The sequence below is a fragment of the Rhizobium sp. WW_1 genome (assembly GCF_003610155.1).
GTDB lineage: Bacteria > Pseudomonadota > Alphaproteobacteria > Rhizobiales > Rhizobiaceae > Rhizobium > Rhizobium tropici_A.
The window spans coordinates 95,007-115,029 of the sequence record NZ_RAIN01000018.1; the positions used below are offsets into that span (position 1 = coordinate 95,007).

The following is a 20,023-nucleotide window of genomic DNA, read 5'->3' on the forward strand; positions in this document are numbered from 1 at the left end:
TCAGGCTCCAATGACGCTGTCGAGTTCACGATAGTCGGGCAGGCTGCGGTCGATCACCTTGCCCTTGCGAAGGACGACGCGATCGGACTGCGGACGGGACAGGAATTCGCTCCAGCGTCGGGCGCTGAAAAGCACGAGATCGGCGGGGCTGCCGACGGCGATCCGCCCGAGATCCGGGCGACCGAGAATGGCTGATGGAGAGGTGGTGATAACCCTCGCCGCCGTATCTAGCGGATGGTCGAGATGCAGGATGCGAACGCTTTCCCTGAAGACTTCGACCGGATCGAGATCGCCATAGGCATAGAAGGGGTCGCGCGTATTGTCAGAAGCAACGGCGGTCGGCACGCCGGCCTTGGTAAGTTCGTGCAAAAGCGTGACGCCGCGCCAGCGCGGCGTGCGGCCCGCATGGCGATCCTGCAGATACATGTTGCACATCGGCAGCGAGACGATGGAAATCCCGGCCTTTGCGACGAGATCGATGGTCGCGCGGGCGACATCTTCGTCCTGCCTGGCAAGCGAGCAGCAATGGCCGGCCGTCACCTTGCCGGTGAAGCCGTTGCGAAGCACGGCTTCGGCGAGTGCCTTCAGCGTCAGCACCTGCTTGTCTTCGGTTTCGTCGACATGCAGATCGATATCGAGACCGTTGTCGGCGGCAGCGCGGATCAGTTTGTCGAGCTGTGCATCAATGTCCGGGTTCATCTGTGTGACGCCGCCCATCAAGCCGCCGGCACTGCGCACGACGCGGAGCAGGTCGGCGAAAAAGGCATCGTCAACCATGCTGTCGAGCGGGAAGAGAGCGACGGCCTGCAGTGCGATCTTGTCCTTCCAGGCCTCGCGAATCGAGGCGAAAACCTCGAAGGAAATCCGATGCTGCGGCGCCAGCGAATCCAGATGAGTACGGATCAGGCCGGTGCCATGGGCATAAGCCGAGCGCAGCGAGAATTCCATGCGCTTGCGCACATCTTCCGCCGACCAATTGGCCTCGCGGTCAGTGCGCACGGCATCGAGCGCCCCCATGAAGCTGCCATCCGGATTGGACCGCCGTTCCCAAATATGCCCCTTGTCGAGATGGGTGTGCATGTCGGCGAAAGTCGGCCAGACCATGCCGTCCCGCATGTCGACCTTGGCATATTCGACCGGTGCTGTGCCCGGCACGAGGATGTTGCTGATGAGGCCGTCGGCGACGACGATATCGGCCCTGACGAGACCGTCGCTCGAAGGCGCCTTGAAGCCGGAGAGCGTCACGGCGGGAACGGTGGCATTGCAAAGCACGAAGCGGGCGGCGTTCGGCGGCGACATGAAGGCGTGTGACATCAGTTCTCCCGCTTGAGGCTGCTCTCATGCCAGCGATGCAGGCTCAGCCATGAGATGAAGGAGGTAAAGGCGAAGATGGCGACGCCGAGCGCCGAGAGAAGCAGGAGTGCCGCAAAGAGGCGCGGCATGTTCTGACGGTATTGCGCTTCGAGCAGGCGGAATGCCAGACCTGAGTTCGGGCCGCCGGAGCCGGCGGCAAATTCGGCAACAACCGAGGCGATCAGCGACAGGCCGCCGCCGATTCTCAAACCAGTCATGAAATAGGGTTGGGCGGCCGGCAGCTTTAGATGCAGCAATGCCTGCCAGCGCGAGGCGCCGTACAGATCGAAGAGATTGAGCAGGTTGTGATCGACGCTCTTCAAGCCCTGAACCATGTTCGAAAGGATCGGAAAGAAGGCGACGAGGAAGCCGCAGATCAACAGTGCAGCCTCGCGCGTCGGCGCATAGATCAGGATCAGCGGCGCGATCGCGACGATCGGCGTTACCTGAAGGATGACGGCCAGAGGATAGAAGGCAAGCTCGATCCAGCGCGACTGCACCAGGAAGATCGCAAAGCCCACACCGCCGATCAGCGCCAGGATCAGCGATATGAACGTGATCTCCGTCGTCACCCATAGGGCCGGCCAGAGGATGCCCCAGTCGGAATACAATGCCTTGGCGACTGCGGTCGGACTGGGCAGGATATATTGCGGGATGTCGGCGCAGACGACCAGAAGCTGCCAGAGAACGAGAAGCACGAGAACGGTCAGGACCGGCACAAAGACGCCGAGCAGACGTTCCAGATTGCGTTTTTCGATCATTTTGGCAGAGGGCGTGTCGCTGGATTCAATGGAAAGATTGGCGGTCAGGCCAGTGCTGTCGCTCATCAATGGACCTCCTGCCTGCCCATGGCCTCGATCAGGGAGCGAGATACCTTTTCGCAGACCTCTCGGTATTCTTCCGACGACCGATAGAGGGGATCGCGCTCGCCGCTGGTCTCTAATGGAAAATCGGTATGGACGCGGCCGGGGCGCGCCTTCATGACGACGATGCGGTTGGAGAGATAGGCGGACTCGTAGACGGAATGCGTGACGAAGATGACGGTGATCCCCGTTGTTTGCCAGAGACGCAAAACATCGTCGTTGAGCTTCTGACGGGTAATCTCGTCTAGTGCCGCAAAGGGCTCATCCATCAAAAGCAGCTTCGGCCTCGTCACCAGCGCCCGGGCGATCGAAACCCGCATTTTCATGCCGCCGGACAGTTCGCGGGGATAGGCTTCGGCGAAATCCTTGAGGCCGACCGTTGCCAATGTCTCCATGATCTGCTCGTGCGCAACCGCCTTCGAGATCCCCTGCAGTTTCAGTGGTAGATACACGTTGCCGAATACTGTCTTCCAGGGCAGCAGTGTCGGCTCTTGGAAAACGAAGCTGATATCGCCTTCCGGCAGTCCCTTGGCGTTGATGCGCGAACTTGGCCAATCGATCCTGCCGCTGGAAGCGCCACCAAGTCCGGCGATGATGCGTAAGGCCGTCGACTTGCCGCAACCGGAAGGGCCGAGCAGGCTGATGAACTCGCCGCTCTCCACATTGAGCGACATGCCCGATAGCGCCAGCGTACCGTTGGAGAAGACCTTGGAGACCTGCTCCATGGCGACAAGCGGCCGCTTGCGCATTTCCGTTTGGGTGAATTTGGTAGCCTCAGACACTGTCATGGTTTGGCTCCTTGTCGATTCCATCCTCCCCGAGGGGGAGGGTTGCCAAGCCCTACTTCTTTAGCGACATGCCTACGCCCTTGCAGGCGAACTGCGTGTCGAAGGCCTTCTTGTAGTCCGTGTCGGCATCGAAGAGCTTGATCTGCACCATCTCATCGAAGAATTTCTTGTAATGAGCATCGGTGATGCAGCCGATACCCTTGTCGAGGGCGTCGCCGGATTCGATGATCCCATGTTCCTTTATCTGGGCGATGGAATAGGCGATCTGGCCATCCGTCATATCCGGATTGTCCTTTTTGATCAGTTCGTTGGCCGCCTTGTTGTCGCCGTAGAGATAATTGTACCACCCTTCGATCGAAGCGTTGACGAAGCGTTGCACGAGATCCGGGTTCTTGTCGACGAGCGATTTCTGGGTTGTGATCATCGTCGAATAGGGCGAATAACCGGCATCGGCGATCAGAAAGACCTTCGGTTTCCAGCCGGCCTGCTTCTCGATCTCATAGGGTTCCGAGGTTACGTAACCCTGCTGTGCGGATTGTTTGTCGGCAAGGAAGGGAGTCGGGCTGAAATTATAAGGTTTGAATTGTTCGTCCTTGAAGCCCGGAAAGTTCGCCTTCATCCATTCGAAATAGGTGACGTAGCCGTCTTTGCTCAGAAAGAGCGTCGGCAGTTTGGCGAGATCCTCGAATTTCTCGACGCCGGCGTCCGGATGGGCGATCAGCACCTGCGGGTCCTTCTGGAAGATCGCTGCGACATCGACGATCGGAATACCCTGCTTGACCGCATCGATTTCCTGCTGCGGACTGCCCATGTAGAAATCCAGCTTGCCTGAGATAAGCAATGCCTGGTTGGCGGCGTTGGGACCACCCTGAACGATTGTGACGTCGAGGCCGTATTTTTTGTAGGTGCCGTCGGCAATAGCCTGATAGAAGCCGCCGTGCTCCGCCTGGGCGAGCCAGTTCGTGCCGTAAGTGACTTTGTCGAGCGCACTTGCAGGCTCGGTCGAAATGATCGTGGCGGCGAGACCTATGGCGGCAAAGAATGTTTTTGTCTTCAAGGCTTTATACATGGCTGACTGTTCCCTTTATCTGCCATGGGACGTCGTTGTTGGCGCCCATTTCCTGCATTTGAGCGGTTGCCTTGCGCTTTGAAAAGCATCAAAATTCGTGCGCATTGATGCCTTTTCGGCATCTGTTCCTGGGTCTGTGCCTAAATTGTGCGGCCTGGGCAAAAAATAAGCAATGGGAACGCGCATGCTGCATTCAAGACGGCTTCTCTACATCCATGAAATCGCTCGCTGCGGCTCGATCCGCAAGGCGGCGGCACGGCTCAATGTGGCCTCGTCGGCGATCAACCGACAGATCCTCGCGCTGGAAGAGGAAATGGGTGCGCCGCTCTTCGAGCGCCTGCCGCGCGGGTTGCGACTGACGGCGGCGGGAGAGCTCTGCATCGAGCACATTCGCGAAGTTCTCAAAAATTACGAGCGGCTGGAGGGCCGCATTCGCAGCCTCAAGATGCAGCAGGCCGGTAAGGTCAGGATGGTTGCGACGGTCGGGCTTACTGGCGGTCCCTTGCCCGAGATCATCGCGCGCTTTCTCTCCGAACATCCAAGGGTCTTCATCCAGCTGCGCAACGATGCCGGCTCGACGACCATTGCGCCGGTGGTGTCGGGCGAAGTCGATATCGGACTTGGTTTCAACATACCCGCGACACCTGGTATCCGTTCCCTCGGCAATTTCGATATACCAATCGGCGTCGTGCTGCCGCCCGGCCACCCTCTAATCGGACCGGGGCCGATCAACCTTGCGGATGTGGTCGAGGAGCGGCTGCTGCTGGCGCAGCCCGGCACCAGCCTTAGGGACGTCATCAATCTGACGCTGGCACGTCTTTCGGTCCAGGTCGAGCCTGTGCTGGAGAGCAATGCGTCGGAAATGCTGAAGCAGATGGTCAAATGCGGCGCCGGGCTGACGCTGCTCAATCCGCTTGACGTCATTACGGAATGTCGGCGTGGCGAGCTGGTGTTCCGGCCGATCGCCGAGCCGCATTCACGGCCTCAGCCGATGAAGCTCTTTGCCCGCACGCGCGCACCGCTCGATGCTGCCACCAGCCTCTTTGTCGAATACCTGCTCGCGGAATTGGCCGGGATCGTCGAGGAACTGCAGGGGAAGGGGCATATCATCCCGTTCTCCGAGCGACGACGCGCGGACGCCTATTTCGAATAGAGGTTGGCAAGCGGATAGTCGCGCAGATCGCGCAGCATCTCGATGAAGCCTGCGACCTCGTGGCGGCAGATGAGCGCGCCCTTCTCCGCTGTGCCGTTGGCGGCATTGCCGACGACGCCGTTAGGATTGAGGTCGTGCGCGATCCAGGCAAGCGAATGCGGCGGCAAGGGCTGGAGATATTTCGAATGCTCCTTCATCCACTCGGCCTTGGATGAAAAATTCTGAGCCTTGTCCATTCGTACGAGCTCGGGGCGGAAATGCAGCATCAGCGAGGTTTCGACGTCACCGCCATGGATGCCGAAGCGCTGCTCGTGCTCGTCGATCATGCCGTCGGGAGTGCCGAAGCGGGTCCATTGCGTCGCGACCACGGCCATCTGATGGCGCACACGAAGCTCGCGCGCGACAATGCCCATGATATCGAGATTGCCGCCATGGGAGTTGACGATCACCATCTTGCGGATACCGGCCTCGGCGACTTTCGCGCCGATGGCGGTCCAGACCGGGATCAGCAGCTCCGCACCCAGCGAGAGCGTGCCCGGGCCGTAGACATGTTCATTGGCCTTGCCGATCTCCTGCAGCGGCAGCACGAGGAAATCGAGATCATCCGGGCGCTGGACCTTAAGTTCCGCCAGCATCCCCTCAGCGATCGCGACATCGGTGGCGATCGGCAGGTGCGGACCGTGTTGTTCCGTCGAGGCGATCGGCAGGATCGCAATCGTGGTGTCGGGCGAGAGCTCGGCGAAATCATAGGTGTTGAGTTCATTCCAGTAGAAGGGCTTCGCCATTACCATATCCTCTCGTCTGCATCTCGCTTGTCAACGGATACGGCAAGGATGCTGGCGGTGGAAAGCATCAATTTGCGGTCGTGCCGCTGCCTTTTTGCGTACGCAGAACATGACAGCGACGATTGCCTGGCGAGGGTGTGTTGGCTTGAAAACCTCAATGGGCTCTATCGCAGTTCCGTCGCTGGGAAACTCCGTCCGTTCTGCTGGATGAGATTTGGCTTCAGGGCCGATGCAAAACATGAGCGGCCTTGACCGCAGCGGATGCACGGTTCTCGACGCCGAGCTTCACATAGATCTGTTCCAGATGCTTGTTCACCGTGCGGGCAGAAAGACCCAGGATTTCCCCAATATCGCGGTTCGATTTGCCCTTGGCCAGCCAGAGGAGCACCTCGGATTCGCGTTGTGTCAACGAAAAGCTCTGGCGCAGGGTCTCATCGTCGGCGTTCTGGTTACTGGCCGTCAGGCGGAAGAGATATTCGTCGGCCCCGATGGCGCCGAGGAAGGTGAATTGCAGCGCGGTCTGGCCGCCATTGCCGATGGGAAGAAGATTGTCGCGCGCCGGGCCAAGCCGTTCGCGTTCCAGCATGAAGGTTGCGATATGCCTTGAGGCGATCTCAAGGCCGTCGTCGCTGCCGGTTGCCGCATTGATGAGGCGAGTTGCCTGCGGCGTAGACCAATGGATCGCGCCACTGCCCTTGACCGCCAGCAGGTGACGGCCCGCGGCGTCGAGCGCCACCCTGGCGCTTTGAGCGGAGCGGGCGTTGCGTAGATGAACGCGAATGCGGGCGCGCAGTTCGTCGATATTGATCGGCTTGGTCAGATAGTCGACGCCACCCGATTCCAGCGCATGCACCACATGTTCGGTCTCGGTGAGCCCGGTCATGAAGACGACCGGGATCTGGGCAATGCCGGCATTGGCCTTGAGCCGACGGCAGGTCTCGAAACCATCCATGACAGGCATGACGGCATCAAGCAGGATGAGATCGGGCGTGATGCGCTCGACGATATTGAGCGCCGCCGACCCGGATGTGGCGATCAGCACGGAGAAGCCGGATTGCTCGAGCGCGTCGGTCAGGAAACCAAGCGCCTCTGGCGAATCGTCCACCAGCAGGACTATGTCGCGGGGATGGGTGGGCTCGGCCAATCTATTCTACCTTCTCAGTGTCGAAGCTGCGCAACATGTTTAGAAATCCCTCGAGATCGAAGGCTTGGACATGGCTGCGCAAGGCATCGGTAAAGGGTCTGTTTTCGTCAAGCTTGGCGAGATCCGCAAGCTTCGCCTCGATCCCCCTGATATAGCCGATCTCGCCGAGGCGCATCAGCTCGCACACATGCTCGATCCCAGGGCTCTTCAGGGGTGACGGCGGTTTCGTAGCGGGCGGAGCAGCCGAATCGGCATAGAGCCATTTCAATCCGAGATGCAGCGCAAGCTTGTCACGGAGCTGGCGGATGTCGACGGGCTTGGAGATGGCGTCGCTATGGCTATCGTCGCTGTCAGTGGCCGCCGCCGCATCGCCGATATTGGCCGACAGCATCAGGATCGGCGCCGCCTGGCCGTTTTCCCTGAGCCGGGAGACAAGCTGCCAGCCGTTCATGCCGGGCATGGAGATGTCGACCAGGAACAGATCGGGCTTGATGCCTTCAATCAGCGTCAGGCAGTCCGGCCCGCCGGCGGCGGTGAGGACGATAAAATCGAGTGGCGATAGGATTTCGCGCATCATTTCGCGGTGATCCTCGTTGTCGTCGACGACGACGACGGTGCGGCGCGGCCCTTCATAGCCGACGATACGTTGTTCCTGCGCCGGCGGCTTCATCGGCCGGATCACGGCAGATAACATCAGGCGCACCTTGAACGTCGAGCCGACATCCTTCTCGCTTGAGACGGAAATCTCGCCGCCGAGCGTATTGGTCAGCAGCTGTGTGATGGTAAGGCCGAGACCCAGGCCGGGCGTCGGCCTGATGCTGTCGGCCTCGCCGCGCTGGAAGGGCTCGTAAATGCGGGTAAGGTCCTCTGCGGCGATGCCGCGGCCAGTGTCCGAAACCGTGAATGTGGCGACCTGATTGCGATAGCCTACCTCGAAGCAGACGGTTCCGGCATCGGTAAACTTGATGGCGTTGGAGAGCAGGTTGACGAGAATCTGCCGCAGCCGCTTCTCGTCGGTGCGGACATAGTCGGGCAGGGCGGACGAGCGCTCGTGGATGAAACTCAAGCCTTTGGCCTGTGCCTGCGGGTGAAACATGTCGACGATCTGGTCGAGAAAATCCTGGATGTTGATCTCGTTGGAATAGACTTGCAGGCGGCCGGCCTCGATCTTCGAAATATCGAGCAGCCCGTCGATCAGACCCGACAGATGCTCGGCACTGCGGCGGATGACCTTAAGCGAGGATTGCCTAGGTGCCGGAATGGTCTCGTCGCGCTCGAGGATTTGCGCATAGCCGAGCACGGCATTGAGCGGCGTGCGCAATTCATGGCTCAAGCCCACGACATAGCGGCTTTTGGCGCGGTTTGCCGCTTCGGCCGCCTCCTTGGCGCCCTGCAGGGCGGCGTCCGTCTTCTTGTGCGCCGCGATCTCCTTGAGGAGCAGCGTATTCTGGCGCGAGGACTCCTCCTCCGCAACCACGCGGCTGTCATGGGCAAGAACATAGAACCAGCAGGCGACACCGGCGATCACGGCAAAGACGAAGAAGACGATCAGGATCGTTCGATCGACGACACTTGCCGTTTCGGGAGAGGCGGCGCCGACCTGATGCGCGATCATTGCGAGGATCGCGCCCATGGCGGTCAGCGCCACCGCAACGGCAATACCGTAGCGGCCGAGGCGCGTGGCGAGCTTGGCGACGATGCTTTCCGGCAGCAGGGTCTTTGCGACTGTCCCGACCTGTGTGTTGAGCCGTGCCTTCGGCTTGCACATGTCATGGCAGCGGCTGTCGAGCGAACAGCAGAGCGAGCAGATCGGCGCGGCATAGGCCGGGCACCAGGCCATATCCTCCGGCTCGAACGGATGCTCGCAGATCGAGCAGGTGATGGTGTTGAGGTTCTTCCAGCTCTGTCGCGGCTTGCGGGCGAGATAATACTTGCCCTTGGTGGTCCAGGCGATGGCCGGCGAGGCGACGAATGCCACGATCAGGGTAATATAGGGCGCAAGCGATGCCGCGATCGAGCCGAAAGCGCCGAAATGCGCCATGAGGGCAATGGTTGCCGAAAGTGCCATCGCGCCCAGACCGACCGGATTGATATCGTAGAGATGCGCGCGCTTGAATTCGATGCCGGGTGGAGCGAGCCCCAGCGGCTTGTTGATGAAGAGATCGGCGGAGACGGTACAGAGCCAGGCCATGGCGATGATCGAGAAGATGCCGAGCGTTTCTTCGAGCAGCCGGTAGATGCCGAGCTCCATCAAAAGCAGCGCAATCGCGACATTGAAGACCAGCCAGATCACGCGCCCGGGATGGCTGTGCGTCAGCCGCGAAAAGAAGTTCGACCAGGCGAGCGAGCCGGCATAGGCGTTCATGACGTTGATCTTCAGCTGCGAGATCATCACGAAGGCGGCCATGAGGAGTAGCGCGGCATTGTGCCAAGGGATCATGTAGCCGAAGGCAGTCAGATACATCTGGGCGGGATCGGCGGCGCGATCGGCCGGCACGCCCGAGGTCAGCGTCAAGACGACGAGGAAGGAGCCAGCGAGCAGCTTCGGTGCGCCGATGATGACCCATCCTGGGCCGGCCAGAAAGACGGCCAGGCGATGACGCCATTTGCGATGGCCGTCAGGCGGCAGGAAGCGCAGGAAATCGGCCTGTTCGCCGATCTGTGACATCAGCGCCAGGATGACGGCGGAAGCCGCGCCGAATTCGATCAGACCGAAGGGAGCGGCGGTGCCCGATGGGCTGGCTGCGTGATGCAGGCCGGCAAAGGCCCGCCAGAGATCGAACTTCCCCCAGTCGGCAAAGGCGATGAAGACGAAAGGGAGGACGTTGAGCACGATCCAGAAGGGCTGCGTCAGCAACTGGAATCGGCTGATGAGACGAACGCCATGCGTAACGAGCGGGATCACCATGACGGCGCTGATGATGTAGCCGATCCACACCGGTATGCCGAGCGTCAGCTCCAGCGCTCCCGACATGATAGACGCCTCGATCGCAAACAGCATGAAGGTGAAGCTGGCATAGATCAGCGAGGTGATGGTCGATCCGATATAGCCGAAGCTTGCGCCGCGCGTCAGGAGATCGATATCGACGCCGTGGCGGATGGCATAGCGGCTGATCGGCAGGCCAACCGTCAGCATGACGAGGCTGGCGACGATGATGGCATAGAAGGCGTTCGTCGTGCCGTAGGAAAGCGTGATCGTGCCGCCGATCGCCTCTAGCGCCAGGAAGGATATGGCGCCGATCGCCGTTTGCGAGATGCGCTGCGAAGAAAATTGCCGCGCGCTCTTGGCGGTGAAGCGCAGGGCGTAGTCTTCCAGCGTCTGGTTCGCGACCCAGCGATTATACTCGCGTCTTACCGGAATGATGCGTTGCCGCGCAGCCATGCTTGCCCTTCGTCCGTCCAGCTATAGTCACGCTGGCAGTCCAAGGATGTCGTAACATGGATCGATACGGTGCTTAAGGGCATCAGCGTGTCCAAAGCTGCACATTTCGCCCCGGCACCTACGTCATTTTACGTATGTGGTTTCCCAAGAGGCGGCCGGATAGTCGCAAAAGGCAACGGTTAATACTTGTTTACCGGCCGTTGCGGCAGACAAAAAAGAGGGGAACCACGGATGAAATTCAGATCTCTCGTCTCCGGCGCGCTGCTTGGCGCCATCATGTCCACCACCGCATTTCACGGCGCCTTCGCAGCCGACGATACCATCAAGGTCGGCGTCCTGCATTCGCTGTCCGGCACCATGGCGATCTCGGAAACGACGCTGAAGGATGCCATGCTGATGCTCATCGACGAGCAGAACAAGAAGGGCGGCGTTCTCGGCAAGAAGCTCGAGCCCGTCGTCGTCGATCCGGCCTCCGACTGGCCGCTCTTTGCCGAAAAGGCACGTGAGCTGATCCAGAAGGACAAGGTCGCTGCTGTCTTCGGCTGCTGGACCTCGGTGTCGCGCAAGTCCGTCCTGCCCGTCTTCAAGGAACTGGATTCGATCCTGTTCTATCCGGTGCAGTTTGAAGGCGAAGAGTCCGAGCGCAACGTCTTTTATACGGGTGCTGCTCCGAACCAGCAGGCGATCCCGGCCGTCGACTATCTGATGAAGAATGAAGGCGTGCAGCGCTGGGTGCTCGAAGGCACCGACTATGTGTATCCGCGCACGACCAATAAGATCCTCGAAGCCTATCTGAAGTCCAGGGGCGTTAAGGACGAGGACATCATCATCAACTACACGCCGTTCGGCTTCTCCGACTGGCAGACGGAAGTCTCCAAGATCAAGACCTTCGGTTCGGCCGGCAAGAAGACGGCTGTCGTCTCGACCATCAACGGCGACGCCAATGTTCCCTTCTACAAGGAACTGGGCAACCAGGGCGTCAAGGCCGAGGACATTCCGGTCGTCGCCTTCTCGGTTGGCGAAGAGGAACTCGCCGGCGTCGACACCAAGCCGCTTGTGGGCCATCTCGCCGCCTGGAACTATTTCCAGTCCGTCGACACGCCGGCCAATGCCGCCTTCATCAAGGAATGGCACGCCTACACCAAGAACGACAAGCGCGTGACCAACGACCCGATGGAAGCCGCCTATATCGGCTTCAACATGTGGGTGAAGGCCGTCGAAAAGGCCGGCACCACCGATCCGGACAAGGTGATCGACGCGCTCGTCGGCGTGACCGTTCCGAACCTTACCGGCGGCTATGCCACCATGATGCCGAACCACTACATCACCAAGCCGGTCCTGATCGGCGAAGTGCAGGAAAACGGCCAGTTCGATGTCGTTTCGCAAACCCCTGCCGTGGTCGGCAAGGAATGGTCGGACTACCTTCCAGATAGCAAGGACCTGATCTCGGATTGGCGGATGCCGATGAACTGCGGCAACTTCAACGTCACCACCGGCAAGTGCGGCGGCAAGGGCTCCTGATTTCAGCTGTCGTGATGCAAGGGCGCCGCGGACAGGCTCTTCTGCCCGCGGCAACCTGAGGGGACTAGCACAATGTTCGACAAATTCGTTTACCGTATGGCCTTGGCGATGATCGCCGGCTTCTGCCTCGTCTTGACGCTGACGGCGACGAGCCTGCGCGCCCAGGAAGATGCCCACGGCCTGATCAATTCCCTCGGCCAGGCCAATTTCCAGAAGGCCGGCGAGATCGTCCAAGCTCTTGCGAAGACAGGCGATCCCAAGGTCGTGCCGGCATTGCAGGCCTTTTCCGACGGTGATCTCTACGTCAGAAAATCCGACAATCAGGTATTCATTGCAAAATCCTCTGGCGACATCATGGATCTGGTCGACGCACTCACTGGGCAAAGCGCTGGCCAGGTAGCCAAGGACAATCTCAGCAAGATCAAGATCAACAACAATCTGCGCCGTGCGGTTCGCGCGGCTCTCGGCGGTCTGACGCTGATGAGCCCGGATCGCGCAACGCGGCTCGAAGCGGCGCAATCCATTTTGAAGGCGCCGGGCGCCGATTCGCTGGAAGCCGTCGAGACCGCGCTTCAGAGTGAGAAGGATGCGGAAGTTCGCGGCGTTCTCGAAAGAGCAAGGGCCGTTGCGATCCTTGGTTCTGACCGACGCACAGAAGACAAGAAAGCGGCGATAGAGACGATCAAGAATGAAGGCGGGCGCGATGCCATCGGCATTTTATCTTCGGTTTCAGTCGATGACAGCCTTAAGCCCGATGTTACAGCCGCCATTGCCGGCATTCAGGAACAATTGAAGTTCTGGGATGCGGTGCAGAACGTCTGGTACGGCCTGTCGCTCGGCTCCGTCCTGCTGCTTGCCGCCATCGGCCTTGCCATCACTTTCGGCGTCATGGGCATCATCAACATGGCGCATGGCGAGATGGTGATGCTCGGCGCCTATTCGACCTTCGTCGTTCAGAGCATAATCCGCGCGTCCCACCCGGAGCTGTTCGACTGGTCGCTGGCGATCGCCCTGCCGGTCGCCTTTATCGTCACCGGCGCTGTCGGCCTCGTCATCGAACGCTGCGCCATCCGCTTTCTCTATGGCCGGCCGCTGGAAACGCTACTCGCCACCTGGGGCATTTCGCTGATCCTGCAGCAGGCGGTGCGCTCGATCTTCGGGCCGACCAATCAGGAAGTCGGCAACCCCTCGTGGATGTCGGGTTCCTTCGATCTTGGCTATCTCTCCATCACCTGGAACCGGCTCTGGATCATCGTCTTTTCGCTCGGCGTGTTCGTGGCGCTCCTGCTTCTTTTGAAGCGCTCGGCTTTCGGCCTGCAGATGCGGGCGGTGACGCAGAACCGGCGCATGGCCTCCTCGATGGGGATACGCACGTCCTGGGTTGACGCATTTACTTTTGCGCTGGGGTCTGGCATCGCCGGCATGGCGGGTGTCGCGCTCTCGCAGATCGACAACGTTTCGCCGAACCTCGGTCAGGGCTACATCATCGACAGTTTCATGGTCGTGGTGTTCGGCGGCGTCGGCAATTTGTGGGGAACGCTTGTGGGCGCCTTCTCGCTCGGTATCCTCAACAAGTTCCTCGAGCCCTATGCGGGGGCAGTACTCGGCAAGATCCTTGTTCTCGTCCTCATCATCCTCTTCATCCAGAAACGCCCGCGCGGCCTCTTCGCGCTGAAGGGAAGGGCGGTGGAAGCATGATCACGGCGTTCATTCTGCGCTCGCTCGACCGCCGCATAAGCATCGCCATTGCGATCCTGCTTGCCGTCGCGGTGCTCGTGCCGCTGTCAAACTTGGCTCTGCCCGAAACCAGCACGCTGCATGTGCCAACCTATCTTATGTCGCTGTTTGGCAAGTATCTGACCTATGCGCTTCTGGCTTTGGCGCTCGATCTCGTCTGGGGCTATTGCGGCATTCTCTCGCTCGGCCATGGCGCCTTCTTCGCGCTTGGCGGCTACGCGATGGGCATGTATCTGATGCGGCAAATCGGCTCGCGCGGCACCTACGGCAACCCGATCCTGCCCGACTTCATGGTCTTCCTGAACTGGAAGGAACTGCCCTGGTTCTGGTACGGCTTCGATCAGTTCTGGTTCGCGATGCTGATGGTCCTCGTCGCACCCGGCCTGCTGGCCTTCGTCTTCGGCTGGTTTGCCTTTCGTTCCCGGGTTAACGGCGTCTATCTGTCGATCATCACGCAGGCGATGACCTATGCGCTGCTGCTGGCTTTCTTCCGCAATGACATGGGCTTCGGCGGCAATAACGGCCTGACTGATTTCAAGGACATTCTCGGCTTCAACATCCAGGCCGATGGTACCCGCGCCGTGCTCTTTGCGCTAACGGCGGTGGTCCTGGCGCTGGCGCTGATGCTGTCCTCGGCTATCGTGCGTTCGAAGTTCGGCAAGGTGCTTGTGGGCGTACGCGACGCTGAAAGCCGCGCGCGCTTTCTCGGCTATCGCGTCGAGCACATGAAGCTTTTCGTCTTCGTCGTCTCGGCCATGATGGCTGGCGTTGCCGGCGCGCTCTATGTGCCGCAGATCGGCATCATCAATCCCGGCGAATTCGCGCCGGCCAATTCGATCGAAGTCGTCATCTGGACGGCCGTTGGTGGTCGCGCCACCCTGATCGGCCCGATCGTCGGCGCCATCCTCGTCAATGGCGGCAAGACCGTCTTTACCGGTCTGTTTCCCGATTTCTGGCTGTTTGCACTTGGGGGTCTGTTCGTCGCGGTGACGCTATTCCTGCCGAGGGGTATCGTCGGTACCGTCGCGCAATATCTCGGCAAGAAAAGCAAGCCGGCAAGCCCACCACCGAAAGCCGAAAAGGATGAAGCCCAGCAATCCGTGCAGGCTGCGGAGTAGAACCATGATCCCGGACATCAAACCCAACAGCATGCTCTATCTCAACAATGTCTCCGTCTCCTTCGATGGCTTCAAGGCTTTGAACTCGCTGTCGATCGTCATCGAGCCGGGTGAGCTTCGTGCCATTATCGGCCCGAACGGCGCGGGCAAGACGACGATGATGGACATCATCACCGGCAAGACGCGGCCCGACGAGGGCGAGGTGTTCTTCAACGGCCAGATCGACCTGACGAAGAAGGACGAGGCCGATATCGCCCAGCTCGGCATCGGGAGGAAATTCCAGAAGCCGACCGTCTTCGAAAGCCATACCGTCTGGGACAATCTTGAATTGGCGCTCAACCGCAATCGTGGCGTCTTCGCGACGCTCTTCTATCGTCTGACGCCTGTAGATCGCGGTCGCATCGAGGAGATTCTTGAGACGGTGCGGCTATCGCATCGGCGTGACGAACTGGCGGCCAATCTTTCACACGGCCAAAAGCAGTGGCTGGAGATCGGCATGCTGCTCGCCCAGGAGCCGAAGCTGCTTTTGGTCGACGAGCCGGTGGCAGGCATGACGGATGCAGAGACAGCCGAAACAGCTGTACTGCTGAAGGAAATTGCCAAGACGCGCTCGGTCGTGGTGGTCGAGCACGACATGGGCTTCATCCGCGATCTCGGCGTCAAGGTCACGTGTCTTGCCGAAGGATCGGTTCTGGCGGAAGGGTCCATCGATTTCGTCAGCAGCGATCCGAAGGTGATCGAGAATTATCTGGGGCGGTGAGATGCTGACAGTCGAAAACGCAAACCTGCATTACGGCGCCGCCCAGGCGCTGCGCGGCATCTCGATCAAGGCGGAGATGGGCAAGATCACCTGCGTGCTTGGGCGCAATGGCGTCGGCAAGAGCTCGCTCTTGCGCGCCGTGACCGGACAGCATGCGCTGTCGTCGGGCACGGTTGCCTTCGACGGTGTGACGTTGAACGGCATGGCGCCGTCCGCGCGCGCCAAGCAGGGGATTGGCTATGTGCCGCAAGGTCGCGAGATCTTTCCGCTGCTCACTGTCAAGGAGAATCTCGAAACCGGCTACGCACCGCTTGCCCGCCGCGACCGCAGCATTCCCGATGACATCTACAGCTTGTTTCCGGTGCTGAAATCGATGCTGTCGCGCCGCGGCGGTGATCTCTCCGGCGGACAGCAACAGCAGCTGGCGATCGGCCGGGCGATGGTGACGCGGCCGAAGATTCTGGTCCTGGACGAGCCGACCGAGGGCATCCAACCGTCGATCATCAAGGATATCGGCCGGGCCATCCGCTATCTCCGGGATTCGACCGGCATGGCGATCCTGCTCGTCGAGCAGTATCTCGATTTCTGCCGTGAGCTCGCCGATTACGTCTACATCATGGATCGCGGCGAGATCGTGCATGAAGGGTTGGCGGAGACACTCGATACGCCGGAAGCCCGTCGGCACCTGACTGTTTGAGCAGACAATATTGCCTGCTGCCTGAGCTCTGGAAATACGAGCGGCTATGACGGCGGCTTGGGGCATCGAGGAACCTGCTGGACGCCTTTGCTCGCCGACAACTTGGCGGTGGAGCCGCATGGAATATTTCCGCATGGCGATGGCCGCTTCCATGAGCAGATCCTCACGCTTTTGTGACAGTTTCCCGAATTCCTGGGATATCTTTGCGACAAATCGCGACTAAAGTGTCGGCAGTCATTTCATCTCTTGAAGGCGCCCCGACTTTTGAAAGAGAACCCTATGCAGCAACGTAAAAGCGTGTCGGTCGAAGAACTCCCGGAAAATACAGCGCTTGCTATATATGAGCTAATTGGCGGCACGTTCCGCAACTATTCCGAGATCCTTTATATTCGCGTGCCAGATGTGACCGACGATGGCAAGTCCATGGGTGGTATCGAAATTACCATCCGCAAGACGACTTCTGGTGCATCGCTGCAATGAGCGCGGCTGAACGCGCATAGCAATCCATCTTCTTAAAATCAATCCAGGCTGCGGTCAGCGGTTGTGCAATCGCCATGTCAAGTCGATTGATAAACATATCGTGGGTATACACCAATCAACGATTGGTGTGACCATTTGCTTAGGATTAGCGCATCAGCAAGCATGTGCTTCTTGCGATAGAAGGTATGATCAGGGTTGCGCAGTCGAGCGACATGCAGAACTCCATATCGCAAACACGGCTTCGTAAGCAAATATGCTGAGATCAATTGACACACTTTGCCCACTTTTCGGCAAAACTGCGCAACAAAACCAGAATAACCTTAGTGTTGGCGCACATTGAATAAGGTTTAAAACGGTGAATATCAGCTTGGTATCAAGTCGAAAGATATGCAGGAAACAATGCCGAGATAGTGATGATGGTAACTCGACATCCGTCCTTTATATGTCGGTTTCAAATGATGCCCATACGGAAATAGAAGTCGGGAGCGACGATCCAAACCCTAAGACGCTTATTCGTCTTTCAAATTCAACCATCGATTCTTGCACCGAACGCTCCGCCCTTCGTGGAAACGCATTTGCACAACGGGAGCGGTGAAATCGTGAATCACAACCGATCGGCGGCTTGCGTCGCAACTGCCAATGGATTGAGCGCGCGGAGTTCTGGGGCCGAGGCCGCTGATGGCATCCACAGCCTCGGCGGAGCTCGGATGGTCGGCCATGCGATCGTGCTCGATGTGCCGCCGCATGGTCGATCCGAACAGACCTGACGATGATTTCCGGAGCTGACGGCGTTGCGGAGAGTTCGCGCACAACTGCGCCGTTGAGGAGGCAGTCCTGCTCCGTCTTGGATTTAGATCCTTACACAATGAGGAATATATGAAACGATACTTAATGCGAGCCGTGGCTTCGGGATTTGCAGTCACACTACTGGCCGGGTGCAACGAGCAGCAGGCGGCGCAGAACAGGGGTGGAACTGTAAAACCCGAGATCAGCGCGATGTCCCTGCATCCGCAATCGGTAGCCATCACCGCCGACCTGCCGGGGCGTGTCAGCGCCAACCTTGTTGCCGAAGTGCGACCGCAGGTTGGCGGCATTATCCGCAGCCGCAATTTCAAGGAAGGCAGTGAGGTCCGAGAGGGCGACGTGCTCTACGAAATCGATCCGGCCCCCTACCAGGCATCCTATGATAGCGCGGCGGCCGCCCTGCAGAAGGCCGAAGGTGCTGTGCCCAATGCTCAGGCCCGGCTGGATCGCTACAAGGGTCTCAGCGCGCAGAACGCAGTCAGCCAGCAGAATGCCGATGATGCGCAGTCGACGCTCGTTCAGGCGAGGGCTGACGTGGCTTCCGCCAAGGCGGCTCTGGAGACGGCGCGGATCAATCTCGATTACACGAAGATCCGCGCCCCGATCTCCGGTCGCGTCGATGCATCGACTGTCACGGTCGGCGCACTGGTCACGGCCGAGCAGACGACGGCACTCACTACCATCCGCCAGCTTGATCCGATCAATGTCGACGTGACCCAATCGAGCACCAACCTCCTGAAATTCCGCCGGGCGGCGGAGGAGGGGCGGCTGAAGACAAGTGGCGACAATGTTGCCGTCCGTCTGATGCTTGAGGATGGGAGCCAGTACAAGGAAACCGGCAGCTTGGCATTTGCCGAGGCTGCGGTCGCCAAGACGGTGGGAACGCTCAATGTCCGCGCCGTCTTCCCCAATCCGGATCGCACTCTGCTGCCGGGCATGTATGTACGCGCTACGCTTCAGGAGGGTATTGCCGAAAACAGCTTCCTGGTGCCGCAACGTGCCGTGACGCGCAACACCAAGGGCGAACCGATCGCCATGTTCGTGACCGCCGACGGCAAGGTGCAGCAGCGGGTCTTGAAGGTCGAACGCAGCATCGGCAACAGTTGGCTCGTCAATCAGGGCGTCACCGACGGCGATCGTGTGATCGTCGAAGGCGTCCAGCGCGTCCGTGACGGCCAAGACGTGAACGTAGCGCTGGTGACCGTTGATGATGCCAGCGGCAATCTTGAGCAGGCGTCTGCGGCCGACGCACCTCAATCCGGGCAAAGGAGCAAGGCTGACGGCACAGACGAGGCCGCGGTCACCGGCTCGACGAATTGAGGGTAAGAAATGTCTCGCTTCTTTATTGACCGACCCGTCTTTGCCTGGGTGATCGCCATCGTCATCATGCTGGCCGGCGGCCTATCCATCCTGACCTTGTCGGTTGCGCAATATCCGCAGATCGCGCCGACGACGGTGCGCATCACCGCCACCTATTCAGGGGCCGACGCCGCAACCGTTGAAAACTCGGTGACCAAGGTCATCGAGCAGGGCATGACCGGCATCGACAATCTCGACTATATGGCGTCGACCTCGACGGCGACTGGGCAAGCCTCGATCTCGCTCACTTTCACCAACAAGGCCGATCCTGACGTCGCGCAGATGCAGGTGCAGAACAAGCTGCAGCTCGTCACCGCCCAGTTGCCGCAGGTCGTGCAGAACACCGGTATCACCGTCTCGAAATCGACAAGCAGCTTCTTCCTGGTTGCTGCTTTCGTTTCGACGGATCGCAAGCTGTCGCCAACCGATCTTGCCGACTATATCGACAGCACGCTCAACGATACGCTGAAGCGAGTTCCGGGTGTCGGCGATACTACGCTTTTCGGTGCGCGCTATGCCATGCGCATCTGGGTCGATCCGGATAAGCTCGTCAAATATCAGCTGATGACCTCGGACGTCGTTTCCGCGATCGAGGCGCAAAACGTGCAGGTCTCATCCGGCCAATTGGGTGGACTGCCGCAGCTTGGCGGCCAGCAGCTCAATGCGACTGTCACGGCCGGCAGTCGCTTCCAGACGCCGGAGGAGTTCGAAAACATCATCCTCAAGAGCCAGCCTGATGGCTCCCTGGTGCGCGTCAATGACGTCGCCACCGTGCAATTGGGTGCCGACAGCTACATCACATCAGGCGTGTACAACGGCATGCCGGCGGCCGGTCTTGGCATCAGCCTCGCGACCGATGCAAATGCCATCGACACGGCGGCCAGAGTTCAGTCGACGATCGACGGCCTGCGCAGCACCCTGCCGCCGAACGTCGAGATCGTCTATCCCTATGACACGACGCCGTTCGTGAAGCTGTCGATCGAGGACGTGGTCAAGACGCTATTCGAAGC

At 59.7% G+C, this 20,023-nt stretch carries 16 protein-coding genes; 9 read left to right on the forward strand and 7 right to left on the reverse strand.

What is annotated here, in order from left to right; genetic code table 11:
• The 4 genes from BJ928_RS32155 to BJ928_RS32170 form a co-directional block, all read right to left on the reverse strand.
• A complete protein-coding gene (locus BJ928_RS32155) occupies positions 1–1,314 on the reverse strand; it encodes a cytosine deaminase (RefSeq protein WP_047635842.1) in 1,314 nt (437 codons plus the stop codon).
• The gene (locus tag BJ928_RS32160; protein ID WP_120296765.1) at positions 1,314–2,114 is read right to left on the reverse strand and encodes an ABC transporter permease; all 801 of its coding nucleotides are present in this window, start codon (positions 2,112–2,114) and stop codon (positions 1,314–1,316) included. Before BJ928_RS32160 ends, BJ928_RS32155 begins: the two co-directional genes overlap by 1 nt.
• 65 nt (positions 2,115–2,179) lie before the next feature.
• Positions 2,180–3,004: an ABC transporter ATP-binding protein gene (locus BJ928_RS32165; RefSeq protein ID WP_047635840.1), complete on the reverse strand. Its 825-nt coding sequence runs from the start codon at positions 3,002–3,004 to the stop codon at positions 2,180–2,182.
• Positions 3,005–3,056: 52 nt separating this feature from the next.
• On the reverse strand, positions 3,057–4,073 hold the full coding sequence (locus BJ928_RS32170; protein ID WP_047635839.1) for an ABC transporter substrate-binding protein: 1,017 nt from the start codon (positions 4,071–4,073) through the stop codon (positions 3,057–3,059).
• Between the two features lie 184 nt (positions 4,074–4,257).
• On the opposite strand from BJ928_RS32170, the gene BJ928_RS32175 reads away from it, so the two are divergent.
• Positions 4,258–5,226, forward strand: coding sequence for a LysR substrate-binding domain-containing protein (locus BJ928_RS32175; RefSeq protein WP_047635900.1), 969 nt, complete (start codon positions 4,258–4,260; stop codon positions 5,224–5,226).
• Here the strand turns inward: BJ928_RS32175 and BJ928_RS32180 are convergent.
• The 3 genes from BJ928_RS32180 to BJ928_RS32190 all read right to left on the reverse strand — a co-directional run bounded on the left by BJ928_RS32180 (position 5,214) and on the right by BJ928_RS32190 (position 10,537).
• Positions 5,214–6,011 carry a creatininase family protein gene (locus BJ928_RS32180; protein ID WP_047635838.1) on the reverse strand — a complete coding sequence of 266 codons (798 nt, stop codon included), beginning with the start codon at positions 6,009–6,011 and terminating at the stop codon, positions 5,214–5,216. The genes BJ928_RS32175 and BJ928_RS32180 overlap by 13 nt on opposite strands.
• Positions 6,012–6,231: 220 nt before the next feature.
• Entirely contained in the window at positions 6,232–7,155 is a 924-nt protein-coding gene (locus BJ928_RS32185) for a response regulator transcription factor (RefSeq protein ID WP_047635837.1), read from the reverse strand.
• Position 7,156: 1 nt separating this feature from the next.
• The gene (locus tag BJ928_RS32190) at positions 7,157–10,537 is read right to left on the reverse strand and encodes an ATP-binding protein (RefSeq protein ID WP_047635836.1); all 3,381 of its coding nucleotides are present in this window, start codon (positions 10,535–10,537) and stop codon (positions 7,157–7,159) included.
• A 231-nt stretch (positions 10,538–10,768) separates the two neighbouring features.
• On the opposite strand from BJ928_RS32190, the gene urtA reads away from it, so the two are divergent.
• From urtA to BJ928_RS32235, 8 genes are all read left to right on the forward strand, one after another.
• Complete coding sequence (gene urtA, locus BJ928_RS32195; RefSeq protein ID WP_047635835.1) at positions 10,769–12,058, forward strand: urea ABC transporter substrate-binding protein; 1,290 nt, start codon at positions 10,769–10,771, stop codon at positions 12,056–12,058.
• A gap of 72 nt (positions 12,059–12,130) precedes the next feature.
• Positions 12,131–13,756, forward strand: coding sequence for an urea ABC transporter permease subunit UrtB (gene urtB / locus BJ928_RS32200; RefSeq protein ID WP_082011990.1), 1,626 nt, complete (start codon positions 12,131–12,133; stop codon positions 13,754–13,756).
• Positions 13,753–14,913 carry an urea ABC transporter permease subunit UrtC gene (urtC, locus tag BJ928_RS32205; protein ID WP_047635834.1) on the forward strand — a complete coding sequence of 387 codons (1,161 nt, stop codon included), beginning with the start codon at positions 13,753–13,755 and terminating at the stop codon, positions 14,911–14,913. Before urtB ends, urtC begins: the two co-directional genes overlap by 4 nt.
• A gap of 4 nt (positions 14,914–14,917) precedes the next feature.
• The gene (urtD, locus tag BJ928_RS32210) at positions 14,918–15,673 is read left to right on the forward strand and encodes an urea ABC transporter ATP-binding protein UrtD (protein WP_047635833.1); all 756 of its coding nucleotides are present in this window, start codon (positions 14,918–14,920) and stop codon (positions 15,671–15,673) included.
• Position 15,674: 1 nt separating this feature from the next.
• On the forward strand, positions 15,675–16,370 hold the full coding sequence (urtE, locus tag BJ928_RS32215) for an urea ABC transporter ATP-binding subunit UrtE (protein ID WP_047635832.1): 696 nt from the start codon (positions 15,675–15,677) through the stop codon (positions 16,368–16,370).
• Positions 16,371–16,649: 279 nt separating this feature from the next.
• Positions 16,650–16,850, forward strand: coding sequence for a hypothetical protein (locus BJ928_RS32220; protein ID WP_047635831.1), 201 nt, complete (start codon positions 16,650–16,652; stop codon positions 16,848–16,850).
• Between the two features lie 876 nt (positions 16,851–17,726).
• Entirely contained in the window at positions 17,727–18,974 is a 1,248-nt protein-coding gene (locus BJ928_RS32230) for an efflux RND transporter periplasmic adaptor subunit (protein ID WP_052227937.1), read from the forward strand.
• Between the two features lie 9 nt (positions 18,975–18,983).
• On the forward strand, positions 18,984–20,023 hold a 1,040-nt coding region (locus tag BJ928_RS32235; protein ID WP_183079482.1), incomplete at its 3' end, for an efflux RND transporter permease subunit.

Coding starts and splice junctions, on each gene's coding strand:
- BJ928_RS32160 (WP_120296765.1), bottom strand. CDS start 2,114: ATGATCGAAAAACGCAATCTGGAACGTCTGCTCGGCGTCTTTGTGCCG.
- BJ928_RS32165 (WP_047635840.1), bottom strand. CDS start 3,004: ATGACAGTGTCTGAGGCTACCAAATTCACCCAAACGGAAATGCGCAAG.
- BJ928_RS32155 (WP_047635842.1), bottom strand. CDS start 1,314: ATGTCACACGCCTTCATGTCGCCGCCGAACGCCGCCCGCTTCGTGCTT.
- urtE (WP_047635832.1), top strand. CDS start 15,675: ATGCTGACAGTCGAAAACGCAAACCTGCATTACGGCGCCGCCCAGGCG.
- urtC (WP_047635834.1), top strand. CDS start 13,753: ATGATCACGGCGTTCATTCTGCGCTCGCTCGACCGCCGCATAAGCATC.
- BJ928_RS32175 (WP_047635900.1), top strand. CDS start 4,258: ATGCTGCATTCAAGACGGCTTCTCTACATCCATGAAATCGCTCGCTGC.
- BJ928_RS32220 (WP_047635831.1), top strand. CDS start 16,650: ATGCAGCAACGTAAAAGCGTGTCGGTCGAAGAACTCCCGGAAAATACA.
- urtA (WP_047635835.1), top strand. CDS start 10,769: ATGAAATTCAGATCTCTCGTCTCCGGCGCGCTGCTTGGCGCCATCATG.
- urtD (WP_047635833.1), top strand. CDS start 14,918: ATGATCCCGGACATCAAACCCAACAGCATGCTCTATCTCAACAATGTC.
- BJ928_RS32170 (WP_047635839.1), bottom strand. CDS start 4,073: ATGTATAAAGCCTTGAAGACAAAAACATTCTTTGCCGCCATAGGTCTC.
- BJ928_RS32230 (WP_052227937.1), top strand. CDS start 17,727: ATGAAACGATACTTAATGCGAGCCGTGGCTTCGGGATTTGCAGTCACA.
- BJ928_RS32190 (WP_047635836.1), bottom strand. CDS start 10,537: ATGGCTGCGCGGCAACGCATCATTCCGGTAAGACGCGAGTATAATCGC.
- BJ928_RS32180 (WP_047635838.1), bottom strand. CDS start 6,011: ATGGCGAAGCCCTTCTACTGGAATGAACTCAACACCTATGATTTCGCC.
- urtB (WP_082011990.1), top strand. CDS start 12,131: ATGTTCGACAAATTCGTTTACCGTATGGCCTTGGCGATGATCGCCGGC.